Here is a 14,252-nt window from a genome sequence, read left to right on the forward strand (position 1 = left end):
GAATAAAAAAAGAAACGCTACACTACAAATAACTTTATTTTATTAGCACATTAGCGAACTAAAGGATTTCTGAGTAATCGAGAATTAGTAGCAATCCCCTAATCGGGGAAAAATAGATGAATTAATACGCCAAAGGTGGTTCTTATGACTAAGTTATTCATGTTCGAGAAGCCATTGGGAATGAGAGATACATTTCCTGATTTATACGAAATCAAAGATCAGACGAAAAAGAAAATGGAACAGGCGATGAAGCTGTGGGGTTACAAATTTATTGAAACCCCCAGCCTTGAATATTATGAAACCGTTGGTGAAGCATCGGCGATATTAGATCAGCAGCTATTCAAACTTCTGGATCAACAGGGTCACACTCTTGTGTTAAGACCGGATATGACCGCGCCGATCGCCCGGATTGCCGCGTCAAAATTATTAAAGGATGAAGCACCGCTGAGACTGGCCTACTCCAATTCAGTATTTAGAGCTCAGCAACGGGAAGGCGGACGTCCGGCAGAATTTGAGCAGGTCGGAATCGAATGCATCGGTGACGACTCAGTCAGCGCCGACGCTGAAGTAATTGCGTTAATGGTATCGGTTTTAAAAGAAGCAGGATTGGAGAACTTCAAAATTTCCATCGGCCACATCGGTTTTGTGCAGGAGCTGTTCACTCAAATCGTCGGGACTGAAGAACGGGCGGATACGTTAAGAAGATATTTATATGAGAAGAATTATGTTGGATATCGTCGGCATGTCAATGAGCTGGCTCTTTCATCCATTGATAAGCAGAGATTGTTCCGTTTCCTGGAATTAAGGGGATCAGAAAATGTGCTGGGTGAAGCTCATTCTCTATTAGAAGGGGAAAAAGGGCTGCACGCATTAGAACAGCTGAAAGATCTGTGGAGTATTTTAAAAGATTATGAAGTGGAGCAATATGTGAAGTTCGACTTGAGTCTGGTGAGCCACATGAGTTACTATTCCGGTATTTTATTTGAAGTGTACGGCGAAAATGTCGGGTTTGCCATCGGAAATGGCGGCCGCTACGATAAGCTCCTTGAAAAATTCGGTAAGAACTCCGGTGCGACAGGCTTCGGGTTACGTCTCGATTATGTGCTTGAAGCGATGCAGGTTGAGTTAACTTCCACTCTTCAGCAGTGCGTGCTGTTCAGTGATGAGCGCAGGAAAGAGGCGATTCGTTTGGCTAATGAGCTGCGAAGTGAAGGAGTCAATGTGGTACTGCAGAACTGGAAGGGCGTAGGAGATGTGGACGAGTTTACGAAGGGCTTCGGCCATGTGCACTTCGTTGTGGGACAGGACCCGAAAGGCGGTGAAACATCATGAGTTCATTAACCATTGCCATGCCTAAAGGCAGGATATTTGAAGAAGCCGTGGAACTATTAAGAAAAGCGGATTATAATCTGCCACCTGAATTCGATGATTCTAGGAAACTGATCATTGAGGTTCCTCAGGAAGATTTACGATTCATCCTGGCAAAGCCGATGGATGTTCCGACGTATGTGGAGCATGGAGTCGCTGATTTAGGGATTGCCGGGAAGGACGTTATGCTGGAAGAGGAGCGAGACGTATATGAGCTGCTTGATTTACGGATCAGTGGTTGTTACTTGGCTGTCGCAGGACTGCCGAATACAAAAATGAGTGACGTGGCACCGAAAATTGCCACAAAATATCCGAATGTTGCGTCATCCTATTTCCGGGAGCAGGGTGAGCAAGTGGAAATCATTAAACTAAACGGATCCATTGAGCTCGCTCCTTTAATCGGACTCGCTGATCGCATCGTCGATATCGTTTCAACGGGAAGAACCCTGAAGGAAAATGGGCTGGTGGAATACGAAACCATCGTCGACATCACCTCACGTCTCATCGTCAATCCCGTCAGCTACCGAATGAAAGACGAAAAAATCCAAGACCTCGTCACCCGGCTGACACGCATCATCGGGTAAGAGGGACGGACCTTGCCTGGAGCCGGTCAAATACAGGGATATCAACACTTATAATGAGACTCTGAGGTTCGGATACTTGTTTATTCAGGCAAGGTCCGTCCCTCTAAATATAGACTACATAGGGAATACGGCATCTGCTGTCGTAAGCAGGTCCGTCCCCCTCAAAAGGCGGGTGAATTGTATGAAGATTATTAAGGATATGAGCGGGGCGTCGATTAAGCGCTCGGTCGACAGTGGTACGGAGAATCAGCGAAGAGCGGTTCAGGGGATTATTGCTTCTGTGCAGGAGAATGGAGATCAGGCAGTCCGTGAGTATACCGAGAAATTTGATGGGGTTCAATTAGAGAACTACAGGGTTTCGCAGAGTGAAATCGAGGAAGCCTTCACAACTCTTGATCCCGAAATGATCTCGATCATTGAAGAAGCTGCGGATAATATCCGTGACTTTCACTCTAAGCAAAAGAGATCTTCATGGTTTACAACCAATGAGGATGGAACGATGCTCGGTCAAAAGCTGACCCCCCTTGATTCAGTCGGCGTGTACGTGCCGGGTGGGACGGCTGCGTATCCTTCCTCGGTATTAATGAATGTACTGCCTGCTAAAGTAGCGGGAGTCAAACGAATCACGATGGTTTCTCCGCCTGGAAAGGACGGAAAGCTGTCTCCAGGTGTGTTGGTAGCAGCAAAAATGGCCGGAGTGGAAGACATCTTTAAAGTGGGCGGTGCTCAAGCCGTAGCGGCACTGGCGTATGGAACAGAATCCATCACTCCCGTGGATAAAATAACTGGACCAGGTAACATTTATGTCGCCTTGGCAAAACGCGAAGTATTCGGCGATGTGGATATTGATATGATCGCCGGTCCGAGTGAAATCGTGATCTTGGCCGATGAGCATCAGCGTGCAGATGAAATTGCCGCTGACCTTCTTTCACAGGCAGAGCATGATGTGTTTGCATCTGCCGTACTCGTGACGAATTCGCCTGCATTGGCAGAATCGGTATCATCACAGGTGGAACGACAGCTGTCTTCCCTTCCGAGAGAAGACATTGCCCGTCAGTCCATCAATGATTTCGGAGCCATCTACGTGACGAGAGATATTGAAGAAGGAATCGATGTTGTGAATCAACTCGCAGCGGAGCATTTGGAAATTTTAACAGAGAAGCCGTTTGAAACGATGGCGAAAATCCGTCATGCCGGAGCCATCTTCCTTGGCCGATACAGCTCGGAGCCTGTCGGGGATTACTTTGCAGGACCGAATCACGTACTCCCGACTAACGGGACGGCACGTTTTTCAAGTCCATTAAATGTAGATGAATTCATGAAAAAGACAAGTGTGATTTCCTACAGTGAAACAGCACTGCAGCAAAATTATCAAAAAATCGCAAAGCTTGCCCGCTTAGAGGGTCTTGAAGCCCATGCAAGGGCAGTGGAGATTCGATTCGATAAAAAGAAATAGGGAAGAGGGACGGACCTCTGCAGAGGTCCGTCCCTCCAAAAAGGAGGACATCATGGTGAGAAGTGCAGAGATTGTGCGAAAGACGAATGAGACGGATATTCGTTTGAATTTTGGAATCGATGGAGAGGGGAACTCAAAAGTAGAGACCGGAGTCCCGTTCATGAGTCATATGCTGGATTTGTTCACAAAACATGGACAATTTGATTGTACGATCGAGGCAAATGGCGATATTGAAGTCGATGATCATCACACCACTGAAGATATCGGTATCTGCTTGGGACAAGCATTACTCGAGTCACTGGGAGACAAAAAAGGGATTAAGCGTTACGGCTCAGCCATGGTTCCGATGGATGAAGCCCTTGCCCAAGTCGTCGTGGACCTGAGTAATCGTCCGCACCTCGAGTTCCGTGCAGAACTTCCAAGTCAGAAAGTCGGGACCTTCGATACGGAGCTTGTTCATGAATTCCTTTGGAAGCTTGCCCTTGAAGCGCGAATGAATCTGCATGTCATCGTTCATTATGGTCACAATACACACCATATCATCGAAGCGATCTTTAAAGCACTGGGACGTGCCTTGGATGAAGCAACCACGATCGATCCCCGGGTAAAAGGGGTTCCGTCAACGAAGGGAATGTTATAATTCATGATCGGCATTGTAGATTATGGGATGGGGAATCTGTTCAGCGTCAGTAAAGCACTTGAACGGCTGAACGTTCCTTATTTTATCAGTGATCAACAAGAGGAATTACTGAACGCAGATGGGTTGATTTTACCTGGGGTGGGAGCATTTAAAGATGCCATGAGTCTTCTTGAAACCACCCATTTAAAAGAAACCATCCTTACTTTTGCCCAAAGCGGGAAGCCGCTCTTAGGCATTTGTTTGGGCATGCAGCTCCTTTTTGAAAAAAGTAAGGAGAATGGATCAACAAAAGGATTGGCTCTTCTACCAGGTGAAGTGCTTCACATCCCAAAAGAGGACAGTCAGGGAAACTCGTTCAAAGTCCCTCACATGGGATGGAATCTTCTGCGTTACCAAAAAAAATCCCCCCTTTTAGAAGGGTTATCAGAAGGCTATGTGTACTTCGTTCACTCCTATTATGTGCACGAAGGATCCAAAGAAGTGATAGCGGCAAGTGCTGATTATGCGGGAGTCGAAATCCCGGCAGTCGTGAGCCGGAAAAATATATACGGAATGCAGTTTCATCCTGAAAAAAGCGGGGAGCTTGGAATGAAGCTGTTAGAAAACTTTACAAAACGAGTGAAGGAGAGGGTCTCATGAGCTTTACGATTTATCCAGCCATCGATATGCGGGGCGGGAAGTGCGTTCGTCTCATTCAAGGTGACTATAATCAGGAAACGGTTTATGGAGACTCTCCGTTTGATATGGCGAAGAAATTCGCAGATGAAGGGGCGGAGTGGATTCACATGGTAGATCTCGATGGGGCAAAGGAAGGCTCCCGGATCAATGATGAATTCGTGATCAGTGTTGCAGAGAAGCTTGAAGCCAAGGTGCAGATCGGGGGAGGCATCCGCTCCAAAGAGGATATCGAGCACTATTTAAGCCGGGGCGTCGATCGTGTGATCATCGGCAGTATCGCAGTTTCCAACACGGAATTAGTGAAGGAATGGCTGGCGGAATATGGTGATAAGATTGCCATCGGGCTGGATGCAAAGGATGGCTATGTGGCAACCCACGGATGGTTGGAAACGTCAGGTCTCAAAGCCGTCGATCTAGGCAAAGAACTGGCTGAAGCCGGCGCAGAAACATTCATCTTCACCGATATTGCCACAGACGGAATGCTATCTGGTCCTAATGTTGAAGCAGTTGTAGAACTTGCCGAACAAACAGGGAAATCAGTGATTGCGTCTGGAGGCATTAGCTCACTTGAAGATCTGAAGACTTTAAAGCAATACGAAAATCAAGGCGTCTCCGGGGCGATTTGCGGAAAATCACTTTATACAGGAAAGTTCACGGTGAGCGAGGCAATAAACGAGGTGAAAACATGTTAACGAAACGGATTGTTCCTTGTCTGGACGTGAAGGATGGCCGGGTGGTAAAAGGCATTCAATTTGTGGAGCTGAGAGATGCGGGAGATCCCGTTGAACTTGCTAAAGTGTACGACGCACAAGGTGCCGATGAACTCGTCTTCCTGGATATTTCAGCCTCACATGAAGGACGGAAAACGATGGTGGAAGTCGTTCAGCATGTAGCGGCGGAATTGGCGATCCCTTTTACAGTAGGAGGAGGGATTAACTCAGTAGAAGATATGAAAGCCATCCTTCGCGCAGGGGCAGACAAAGTTTCTCTTAACACGGCAGCCGTCCTGCGTCCTGAGCTTGTCCGTGAAGGAGCGGATTACTTCGGATCTCAATGTATTGTCGTCGCCATCGATGCCAAATACGATGAAGAGAGCAAAGGTTGGAAAGTTTATACCCATGGAGGCAGAAAGCTGAAAGACCTGGATGCCGTTGAATGGGCGAAGGAAGTAGAGTCCCTCGGTGCGGGAGAAATCTTGTTAACGAGCATGGATAGCGATGGAGAGAAGCAGGGATTCAACCTGGCACTGACGAAGGCGGTCAGCGAAGCGGTTTCGATTCCGGTGATTGCTTCAGGCGGTGCAGGAAATGCCGGGCACTTCAAAGAAGTATTCACAGAAGGCAAAGCCGATGCGGCCCTTGCTGCCTCCATCTTTCACTATAAAGAAACGAGCGTTGAAGAAGTAAAGAGTTACTTAAGAGAGCAGGAGGTGCACGTACGATGACAAATGACGATTGGATCGCATCCGTGAAGTATGATGATAAAGGATTGGTACCTGCCATTATCCAGGATGCTACGACAAAAGAGGTTTTGACACTGGCGTATATGAATGAAACGTCTCTCAAGAAAACAGTTGAGACGGGAGAAACGTGGTTTTACTCCCGTTCACGTCAGGAGTTGTGGCATAAAGGAGAAACGAGCGGGAACACCCAAACAGTCAAGAACATCACGTGGGATTGCGATAAAGATGCCATCCTTGTCCTTGTCGATAAGGAAGGACCTGCGTGTCATAAAGGGGAAGAAAGCTGCTTCCATGAAGGAGTGTATGGTGAGGAGAAATCATCAACAGAAAATATCCTCCTCACTCTGGAGAAACTGATTGAAAATCGAGAAATCGAGCGGCCGGAAGGGGCGTACACGACCTACCTTTTTGAAGAAGGTGTAGATAAAATCCTTAAAAAAGTAGGAGAAGAAGCGTCAGAAGTGATCATTGCGGCGAAAAACAGGGATAGTGAAGAATTGAAATGGGAAGTCGCGGACCTGTTCTACCACGTACTCGTCCTTTTAAGGGAACAAAAACTTCCACTCCAAGATGTGCTGGAAGTCCTTGTGGAACGTCATAATAAATAACTCCCTGAGGGACGGACCTTCGCGCACGCGCAAAGGTCCGTCCCTCAAAATATGGTAGTTTAGTACAGGGGTATTGTATGATATACTACTGTAGTTATACTATGAACGTTTCGGAGGACTTTGATGAGAAAAGGGTCAAAATTAGGTAGTGAGCAAGCGAAAGTGTTGTCTTTTGTCCCGACTGGCGAGTATTACTACAACAAAGGGATGAAGGCTTATCAACGTCGAGAGCTTAAGAGATCGTTAAAATATTTAAATAGAGCATTTCAATTAGAACCAGTAGAACCGATGATTGCCTGTCAATTATCGATTGTGTATACAGAGCTTGGTGAATACAAGCGTTCCAATGACTTATTGCATCAAATTCTGGATGAGCTGGATCCCCGCATGACTGAGTGTCATTATTTTCTAGCCAATAATTATGCCCATTTAGGCTTGTTTAAAGAGGCGTATGAACAGGTTTCAGCTTATCTTGACAAAGAAGAATATGGTGAATTTGTTGAGGATGCTGAAGACTTATTAGAGCTTTTGGAGCTCGATTCCGATCTGATTGTGGACGATTTATACGAGCATGATGAGCTTATCGTCCAACAGGAGAAAGCAAGAGATCTTCTTGAATCAGGACATTTTCAAAAAGCCGTGGATACCTTACAGAAGGTCATTGAGGATTATCCTGAATTCTGGTCAGCTTATAATAATTTGGCACTGGCCTACTTCTATTTAGGAGAAGTCGATCAAGCAGCTGCTACGTTGGAAGAGGTGCTGGAGAAGAATCCTGGAAATCTTCATGCCCTGTGCAATACGGCTGTTTTTTATTTCTATCAAAAGCGTCATGATGAGCTGGATGAATTGATTCAGGGTCTTGAGAAGGTCCGTCCCTTACTTCATGAGCATCGTTACAAGCTGGGGGCTACGTTTGCGCTTGTGGGTCATTCGAAGCGGGGGTATGATTGGTTGAAGTCCCTTCAAAAGATTGGCTACGAGGGTGATGGGAGCTTCTATTATTGGTTGTCTTGTTCTGCTTATGAAACGGGACATGAGGATACAGCCCGTAATGCGTGGAAAAGGGTATTGGAAATCAACCCTGAAAAAGAAGGACTCGAGCCTTGGAACGATAAAAAGCAGGAAGAGGGCTTCGAAAATCACGTCACATCGATTTTGAAGAAGCTGCAAAGTGAATATACGGAAGAGAAATTATTCGGCCTGTTTCTTACATCTATTTCGGATAATCAGAGAGCCATCCTCACTCACGCTGACTTTTGTGATGTGGAAGACCTGTCAATTGTCGAAAAGGTGTATTTGGCACAAGTGTTGAACAGCAACGGAAACAGCTCGATTAAAGTGAACCAGGAGATACAGAATATGCATCAAGTGGCTCTCCACCTATATGGGGATCATCAGCCGATCACGAGCGTGAAGTCGGGATTATTCCTTACTTGGTTTACGATCGCCTACAGAGGTATAAAGGAACGGGAAACCTTCAAGAATGCCAAAGCTTTTGCAGCGGCGACCGAATTCGTTTGGAACCGACTGCGAAATGAAAAGGTCACGAAGAAGCAGCTATGTGATCGATTCAATTTATCTGCGAGTACCTTGTCAAAATACATCTCAGTCGTTGAAAGTTACCTTCCGTGAGCATATTTTTGGACGATGCAATCCTATTTTTTATAGGATAGGTGTAGGAAGTAAATACTATGTGTGGAAGGCTCAAGCACCATTACTACCTCTAACCATAGTATTTAAATAAAGAATATGCTTACGACTGTTTAGGAAGGAGAGTGTCATTATGTCTGAAGAAAAAATTTATGATGTAATCATTGTAGGTGCAGGCCCTGCAGGAATGACTGCAGCTGTTTATACGTCACGTGCAAGTCTTTCAACGCTTATGCTTGAAAGAGGAGTGCCGGGCGGACAAATGGCAAATACGGAAGAAGTGGAGAACTACCCAGGCTTCGACCATATTCTGGGACCTGATCTTTCTAATAAAATGTTTGACCATGCGAAGAAATTCGGTGCGGAATACGCATACGGAGACATTAAAGAGATCGTTGACGGAGAAGAGTTTAAAACGGTCAAAACCGGTTCGAAAGAATTTAAAGCCCGTGCCGTGATCATCACGACTGGTGCAGAGTACAAAAAGATCGGTGTACCTGGTGAAAAAGAGCTTGGCGGACGCGGAGTATCTTATTGTGCCGTATGTGACGGAGCATTCTTTAAAGGAAAAGACCTTGTTGTTGTAGGTGGGGGAGACTCCGCTGTAGAAGAAGGGGTTTACCTGACAAGATTTGCTAACAAAGTAACAATCGTTCACCGTCGTGATGAGCTTCGAGCTCAAAAGATCCTGCAACAGCGTGCCTTTGATAATGAAAAAGTGGATTTCATCTGGAACCACACGGTGAAGGAAATCAACGACAAAGAGGGCAAAGTGGGAAGTGTGACCCTTGTTTCTACAGAAAATGGAAAAGAAACGGATTTCCAAGCGGATGGTATCTTCATCTACATCGGAATGCTTCCACTGACGAAACCATTTGCTAACCTTGGGATCATTAACTCTGAAGGTTATATTGAAACAAACGAACAAATGGAAACAAAGGTTCCTGGAATCTTTGCAGCCGGAGATGTCCGCGAAAAACAACTTCGCCAAATCGTTACAGCAACAGGTGACGGAAGCATCGCCGCTCAAACGGCTCAGCATTATATCGAAGAGCTGAAAGAAAAAGTTAAAAACGGTTAATCAAGAAAGCCTTGCGCAAGGGTAACCCTTACGTAAGGCTTTTTTTGTATGAGTCAATTCTTCTTATGTTTATTAAACACATACACCAACTCCGACAGGGTCAACTTCTTCAATCCTTCATCACATGGCTTGTAAACACCAGCTTCTACTAACCGACGAATAAATTGCTGTCTTTCTCTTTCAACGGCTTCTCGTAAAAATGGCATGCGTGTTCACTCCTTTTAGATTGTTACCCATAAGTGTAGGGGGATTTTGAATATAAATCTGCTACTTTGTGAAGTTTTCTTCCAATTTAGAATTCTTTGTGAGGTTTTCTAACATAATAGTCCAAATCCGTCAGGGAGACATGTATAATCAAGGTATTCCCTGCTCAGGAGGATGAGGAGAACGTGGAGAATGAACCTTCTTATAAGGATAAAAAAGTGATATCAATCGGTGTCGTCAGTGAATTGACCGGATTGACCGAGAGGAAGATCCGTTATTACGAAGAGAAGAATCTGATCTTTCCACAGCGTTCCAATCGGGGCTATCGCAAGTACTCCTTTTCCGACGTAGAACGACTAATGGATATCGCCGACCAGCGCGAAGATGGCGTCACCACGAAAGAAATCAAACATGAACTATCCAGAAAAGAGAGAAAAGAAGCGAAGCAAAAAATGATACGGGGTCAGCTCAACGCGCGGTTCGGGATTCAGAAGAAGTAAGGGGGACGGACCTCTGGATTGGATATCGCTCGTTTTTGACGGGGGTTTGTGAATTTTTTAAAGTGTGTAATTAGGGTATTTAATGCTTTTTTGTGGTAAAAAAAGTAAAACGGCTGGATTATTCCTGATTTCGGCCGGGTTAATCCCAAAAACGGACGGATTATTGTCGATTTCGGCTCTATTATCATCAAAAACGGCCGGATTTTTTCAACTAAACCTCTATCAATACCCTGTGCCGCATGCGGGACTGCTGCCAATCAAGGGACATTCCGTGAGAACCATGCCAACAAACAACACATTCCATGTTAAGTGGAATCTGATTCATACAAAAGCAATCTATAAGACAATCTCTCCTATCCAAAAAAAGTTTACTCCCCTCAATGCTAATATGAAAGGAAATGAAGAACGATTTGATTGTCCGATAACTTCCATAAATAAACAGGATTACAACCCTCCCAAAAGGGAATAACCAATATTATGAAAGTCATCTTAGTTTATTTCGGAAGGTCGGATCATGAATGAAAATATGGAAAATCGTTTCTTTAGTCGCACTGCTTGCTCTTATCCCCGTTTTATATTTTAGTTTTTTTGCCGATGAGACCAAGTCATCATCTAAGAAGCGGGTGATCGCATTGGGAGATTCCCTCACCTATGGGTATGGGGATAAAAAAGAAGCAGGATATATCGGGCGTTTAGAAGAGAAAGTAAATAAAAAACACTCAAAGATGTCATATAACTTTCAAAATCTTGGAGTACCGGGGCAGCAATCGGATCAGCTGCTTGGGCAGATCGTCAAGCCGGAGGTAGCGGAGGATTTAAGTGAAGCAGACGTATATATCATCAACATTGGAACCAATGATTTAATAAAGAACAATGGTGGAGACCTGTTCCCTTTGCATCATGAAGAGATCGTGGAAGCGAAAAAAGACTATCTCGACAACCTGGATAAGATCTTGAATATTGTTGGAACAGCGAGTAAAGAAGCGGATATCATCGTGTTAGGTTTATACAATCCTTATCCGGATAAAAATAGCGATAAAATCGAAGCGTACGTGGACGATTGGAATAAATCCATGATGAAAGAAGCCGAAAAACATGAGAATGTAAAGTACGTTTCAACCAATCCTTTGTTTAAAGGGAAATCCAAGGAAAACTATTTCCATGATTCCCTTCATCCTAATGGTAAGGGGTACGAATTAATCGCGGATCAAATCATGAAGAATTATGACTTTTAACCCAAAAATGACAGGTTCTTACAGAGTTCGTCGTAATTCGCAAATGCCGCAACGATACATTAACAATTCCGTAATACCGTTTTAAATCTGTTGTAACACTAGTGAAACAATTTTCGGGTAATATAGATAATAAGAAATTGACCCCCTTTTAAGTAATAAATCCCGTAGACGACACAGGACTCGCCTGTGTCTATTTTTTTTGCTTTTTTTCCCTGTTATAGTGACTCATGTATATCTGTACCTATCCTCTTCTTGTAGAAATATGTCCCAATATCTTTCGATTTAAATCGACAGCCTTCAAACAACAAGCCAAGACATTGTAGCTTGTCTACAATCATAGTATAATATAAGGAATGAGAATGACTGAAAGTGGGACTAATGTATACATTGGCTCCCTAATCATCAAGATTGAGGTGAAGGTAGTGCAACGTGTCACAAATTGTTTATATCTGGATGGAGACAAGGTACTCCTTCTCCAAAAGCCAAGAAGGAATTGGTGGGTCGCTCCAGGTGGGAAAATGGAGTCCGGCGAATCAATCCGGGATGCTGTCATTCGTGAGTATCGTGAGGAAACGGGCATCTATTTGAAGAGTCCTGATTTGAAAGGTGTCTTTACGTTCATTATTAAAGAAGGCGATCAGATTAAATCAGAGTGGATGATGTTTTCTTTCTTTGCAACCGAAGCGGATGGGGTCAACCTTCAGGAATCGGAAGAGGGTAAGATTAAATGGCATCCAATTGAGGATATTAAGGACCTTCCGATGGCTGAAGGGGATTATCATATTCTGGACTACCTCTTACACGGAAAGAATACGATTTATGGAACGTTTACCTATACTCCTGATTTTAAGTTATTGTCTTATCGATTAGATCCAAGTTGATCAACGAACTTATTTATACAACATTACGATAAAAGCGGGGGAAGAGTATGAGTACAGGTTCTACAAACGATGTTCAATTAGTAATCATAACAGGGATGTCCGGAGCTGGTAAGACGGTTGCCATTCAGAGCTTCGAGGATTTGGGATTCTTCTGTGTGGACAATCTGCCGCCGACTCTTCTGCCAAAATTTTTGGAACTGATGAAAGAGTCCGGTAATAAAATGAATAAGGTCGCCCTTGTGATGGACCTTAGGGGAAGGGAATTCTTTGATCATCTATTTAAAGCATTGGATGAATTAGCGGAAACCTCCTGGGTGACACCGCAGGTTTTATATCTTGATGCAGATGATTCTTCTCTTGTCAGACGATACAAGGAAACGCGCCGTTCTCATCCGCTCGCTCCTTCAGGTCTGCCACTTGAAGGGATTCGTCAGGAAAGAGAGCTCCTTGAAGAACTAAAAGGACGTGCGCAGTTAATATATACAACTTCAACCATGAAGCCAAGAGAGCTTCGGGAAAAGATTCTAACGGAATTCTCGGTGAACAAGAAGACGATTTTCACGGTGAATGTCGTGTCTTTCGGTTTCAAGCACGGGATCCCGATCGATGCCGATTTGGTGTTTGATGTACGCTTCCTGCCAAATCCTCACTATATCGATCATATGAGACCGAAAACGGGATTGGATGAAGAAGTGTCCACCTACGTATTGAAATGGAATGAAACGAATAAATTCATCGAGAAAGTAACCGATTTACTGTCGTTCATGCTTCCTCAGTACAAGCGGGAAGGAAAGAGCCAGCTTGTGATCGCGATAGGATGCACAGGCGGGCAGCATCGATCGGTTGCATTAGCAGAATATCTTGGCCATCATTTTGAAAAAGACTATCAAACGAAAATTTCTCATCGGGATATTCAGAAGAGAAAGGGTCTAACAACATGACACATACACCCAAGGTCGTCGTGATCGGAGGAGGAACGGGCTTGCCCGTCCTTCTTCGTGGATTAAAACGACACCCTATCGATATATCGGCCATTGTCACTGTCGCTGATGACGGTGGCAGCTCAGGTCGTTTGCGGGACAGCTTGGATATTCCTCCTCCGGGAGATATACGGAATGTCCTGGCTGCCCTTTCAGAAGTGGAGCCACTGGTGGAACAAATGTTTCAGCATCGTTTTGAAACAACGAATGAACTTTCCGGTCACGCGTTAGGAAACCTGATTATTGCTGCCCTCGCTTCCATTACAGGTGATTTTGTTCATGCGATACAGGAAATGAGCAGAGTATTGAATGTGAAGGGGAAGGTCTTGCCTTCGGCGAATCAAAGTGTCATCTTAAAGGCGGAGATGGAGGATGGGACGATTGTCACTGGTGAATCGGCCATTCCGAAAGCCGGGAAGAAGATCAAACGGGTCTTCTTAAAGCCGGATAGCATCAAGCCATTGGGTGAAACCTTGCGTGCCATCAAGGAAGCCGATTTAATTGTGATGGGACCGGGAAGCCTATATACTAGTATTTTACCCAATCTCCTTGTTCCGGGGATTGGTGATGCGGTATGCGAGGCGAAAGCGAAGAAAATGTATATCTGCAACATCATGACCCAGGCAGGGGAAACACTGGACTATTCAGCAAGTGACCATGTGAAGGCTTTATACGATCACCTGGAAACACCAAGCATTGATTATATCCTGGTCAACAAAAAGCAGGTACCGAAAGAGGTGCAGGCCCGTTATAAGGAAGAACAAGCGAGGCCCGTTCACTTTGATCTAGAAAAATTAAAGTCCATGGGCTTGGAAGTGATTGCAGAAGAGATCCTCTCCTATGACAACCATCTTGTTCGTCATAACACGGAGAAGGTCGCTGATATCATATATTCTTATCTTAAAAAATCAACCAGTTAAAA

General features: G+C 44.7%; 17 protein-coding genes. 16 read left to right on the forward strand and 1 reads right to left on the reverse strand.

All coding sequences use genetic code 11. The annotated features are described in order from the left end of the window. Nucleotides 1-144: 144 nt before the first annotated feature. From ACOSV2_RS16295 to trxB, 10 genes are all read left to right on the forward strand, one after another. Nucleotides 145-1,332 (forward strand): ATP phosphoribosyltransferase regulatory subunit, encoded by a 1,188-nt coding sequence (locus tag ACOSV2_RS16295; protein WP_428976058.1) that lies wholly within the window; start codon nucleotides 145-147, stop codon nucleotides 1,330-1,332. Further along, entirely contained in the window at nucleotides 1,329-1,952 is a 624-nt protein-coding gene (hisG, locus tag ACOSV2_RS16300; protein WP_428976059.1) for an ATP phosphoribosyltransferase, read from the forward strand. The genes ACOSV2_RS16295 and hisG overlap by 4 nt, the downstream gene beginning before the upstream one ends. Before the next feature lie 181 nt (nucleotides 1,953-2,133). Then, nucleotides 2,134-3,408, forward strand: a complete 1,275-nt coding sequence (gene hisD, locus ACOSV2_RS16305; RefSeq protein WP_428976060.1) for a histidinol dehydrogenase — start codon at nucleotides 2,134-2,136, stop codon at nucleotides 3,406-3,408. Nucleotides 3,409-3,463: 55 nt separating this feature from the next. Further along, on the forward strand, nucleotides 3,464-4,048 hold the full coding sequence (gene hisB, locus ACOSV2_RS16310; RefSeq protein ID WP_428976286.1) for an imidazoleglycerol-phosphate dehydratase HisB: 585 nt from the start codon (nucleotides 3,464-3,466) through the stop codon (nucleotides 4,046-4,048). Between the two features lie 3 nt (nucleotides 4,049-4,051). After that, nucleotides 4,052-4,687, forward strand: a complete 636-nt coding sequence (gene hisH, locus ACOSV2_RS16315; protein ID WP_428976061.1) for an imidazole glycerol phosphate synthase subunit HisH — start codon at nucleotides 4,052-4,054, stop codon at nucleotides 4,685-4,687. Continuing rightward, the gene (hisA, locus tag ACOSV2_RS16320; RefSeq protein WP_428976062.1) at nucleotides 4,684-5,418 is read left to right on the forward strand and encodes a 1-(5-phosphoribosyl)-5-[(5-phosphoribosylamino)methylideneamino]imidazole-4-carboxamide isomerase; all 735 of its coding nucleotides are present in this window, start codon (nucleotides 4,684-4,686) and stop codon (nucleotides 5,416-5,418) included. The genes hisH and hisA overlap by 4 nt, the downstream gene beginning before the upstream one ends. After that, nucleotides 5,412-6,170, forward strand: a complete 759-nt coding sequence (gene hisF / locus ACOSV2_RS16325) for an imidazole glycerol phosphate synthase subunit HisF (RefSeq protein WP_428976063.1) — start codon at nucleotides 5,412-5,414, stop codon at nucleotides 6,168-6,170. Before hisA ends, hisF begins: the two co-directional genes overlap by 7 nt. Continuing rightward, on the forward strand, nucleotides 6,167-6,796 hold the full coding sequence (gene hisIE / locus ACOSV2_RS16330; RefSeq protein ID WP_428976064.1) for a bifunctional phosphoribosyl-AMP cyclohydrolase/phosphoribosyl-ATP diphosphatase HisIE: 630 nt from the start codon (nucleotides 6,167-6,169) through the stop codon (nucleotides 6,794-6,796). Before hisF ends, hisIE begins: the two co-directional genes overlap by 4 nt. A gap of 123 nt (nucleotides 6,797-6,919) precedes the next feature. Further along, a complete protein-coding gene (locus ACOSV2_RS16335) occupies nucleotides 6,920-8,431 on the forward strand; it encodes a tetratricopeptide repeat protein (RefSeq protein ID WP_428976065.1) in 1,512 nt (503 codons plus the stop codon). A 151-nt stretch (nucleotides 8,432-8,582) separates the two neighbouring features. Next, the gene (gene trxB, locus ACOSV2_RS16340; RefSeq protein ID WP_428976066.1) at nucleotides 8,583-9,530 is read left to right on the forward strand and encodes a thioredoxin-disulfide reductase; all 948 of its coding nucleotides are present in this window, start codon (nucleotides 8,583-8,585) and stop codon (nucleotides 9,528-9,530) included. A gap of 53 nt (nucleotides 9,531-9,583) precedes the next feature. Here the strand turns inward: trxB and ACOSV2_RS16345 are convergent, their stop codons facing one another. Then, complete coding sequence (locus ACOSV2_RS16345) at nucleotides 9,584-9,736, reverse strand: Fur-regulated basic protein FbpA (RefSeq protein ID WP_374054897.1); 153 nt, start codon at nucleotides 9,734-9,736, stop codon at nucleotides 9,584-9,586. A gap of 183 nt (nucleotides 9,737-9,919) precedes the next feature. On the opposite strand from ACOSV2_RS16345, the gene ACOSV2_RS16350 reads away from it, so the two are divergent. From ACOSV2_RS16350 to ACOSV2_RS16375, 6 genes are all read left to right on the forward strand, one after another. Further along, nucleotides 9,920-10,234 carry a MerR family transcriptional regulator gene (locus ACOSV2_RS16350; RefSeq protein ID WP_428976067.1) on the forward strand — a complete coding sequence of 105 codons (315 nt, stop codon included), beginning with the start codon at nucleotides 9,920-9,922 and terminating at the stop codon, nucleotides 10,232-10,234. Nucleotides 10,235-10,316: 82 nt separating this feature from the next. Then, complete coding sequence (locus ACOSV2_RS16355; RefSeq protein WP_428976068.1) at nucleotides 10,317-10,703, forward strand: hypothetical protein; 387 nt, start codon at nucleotides 10,317-10,319, stop codon at nucleotides 10,701-10,703. 49 nt (nucleotides 10,704-10,752) lie between these two features. Then, entirely contained in the window at nucleotides 10,753-11,469 is a 717-nt protein-coding gene (locus tag ACOSV2_RS16360; RefSeq protein ID WP_428976069.1) for a GDSL-type esterase/lipase family protein, read from the forward strand. Between the two features lie 422 nt (nucleotides 11,470-11,891). Further along, on the forward strand, nucleotides 11,892-12,350 hold the full coding sequence (locus ACOSV2_RS16365) for an 8-oxo-dGTP diphosphatase (protein ID WP_397552772.1): 459 nt from the start codon (nucleotides 11,892-11,894) through the stop codon (nucleotides 12,348-12,350). A 47-nt stretch (nucleotides 12,351-12,397) separates the two neighbouring features. Beyond that, entirely contained in the window at nucleotides 12,398-13,291 is an 894-nt protein-coding gene (gene rapZ / locus ACOSV2_RS16370; RefSeq protein WP_428976070.1) for an RNase adapter RapZ, read from the forward strand. Further along, a complete protein-coding gene (locus ACOSV2_RS16375; protein WP_428976071.1) occupies nucleotides 13,288-14,250 on the forward strand; it encodes a gluconeogenesis factor YvcK family protein in 963 nt (320 codons plus the stop codon). Before rapZ ends, ACOSV2_RS16375 begins: the two co-directional genes overlap by 4 nt. The last annotated feature ends 2 nt before the right edge of the window (nucleotides 14,251-14,252 follow it).

It is taken from the genome of Rossellomorea sp. DUT-2, assembly GCF_052665285.1.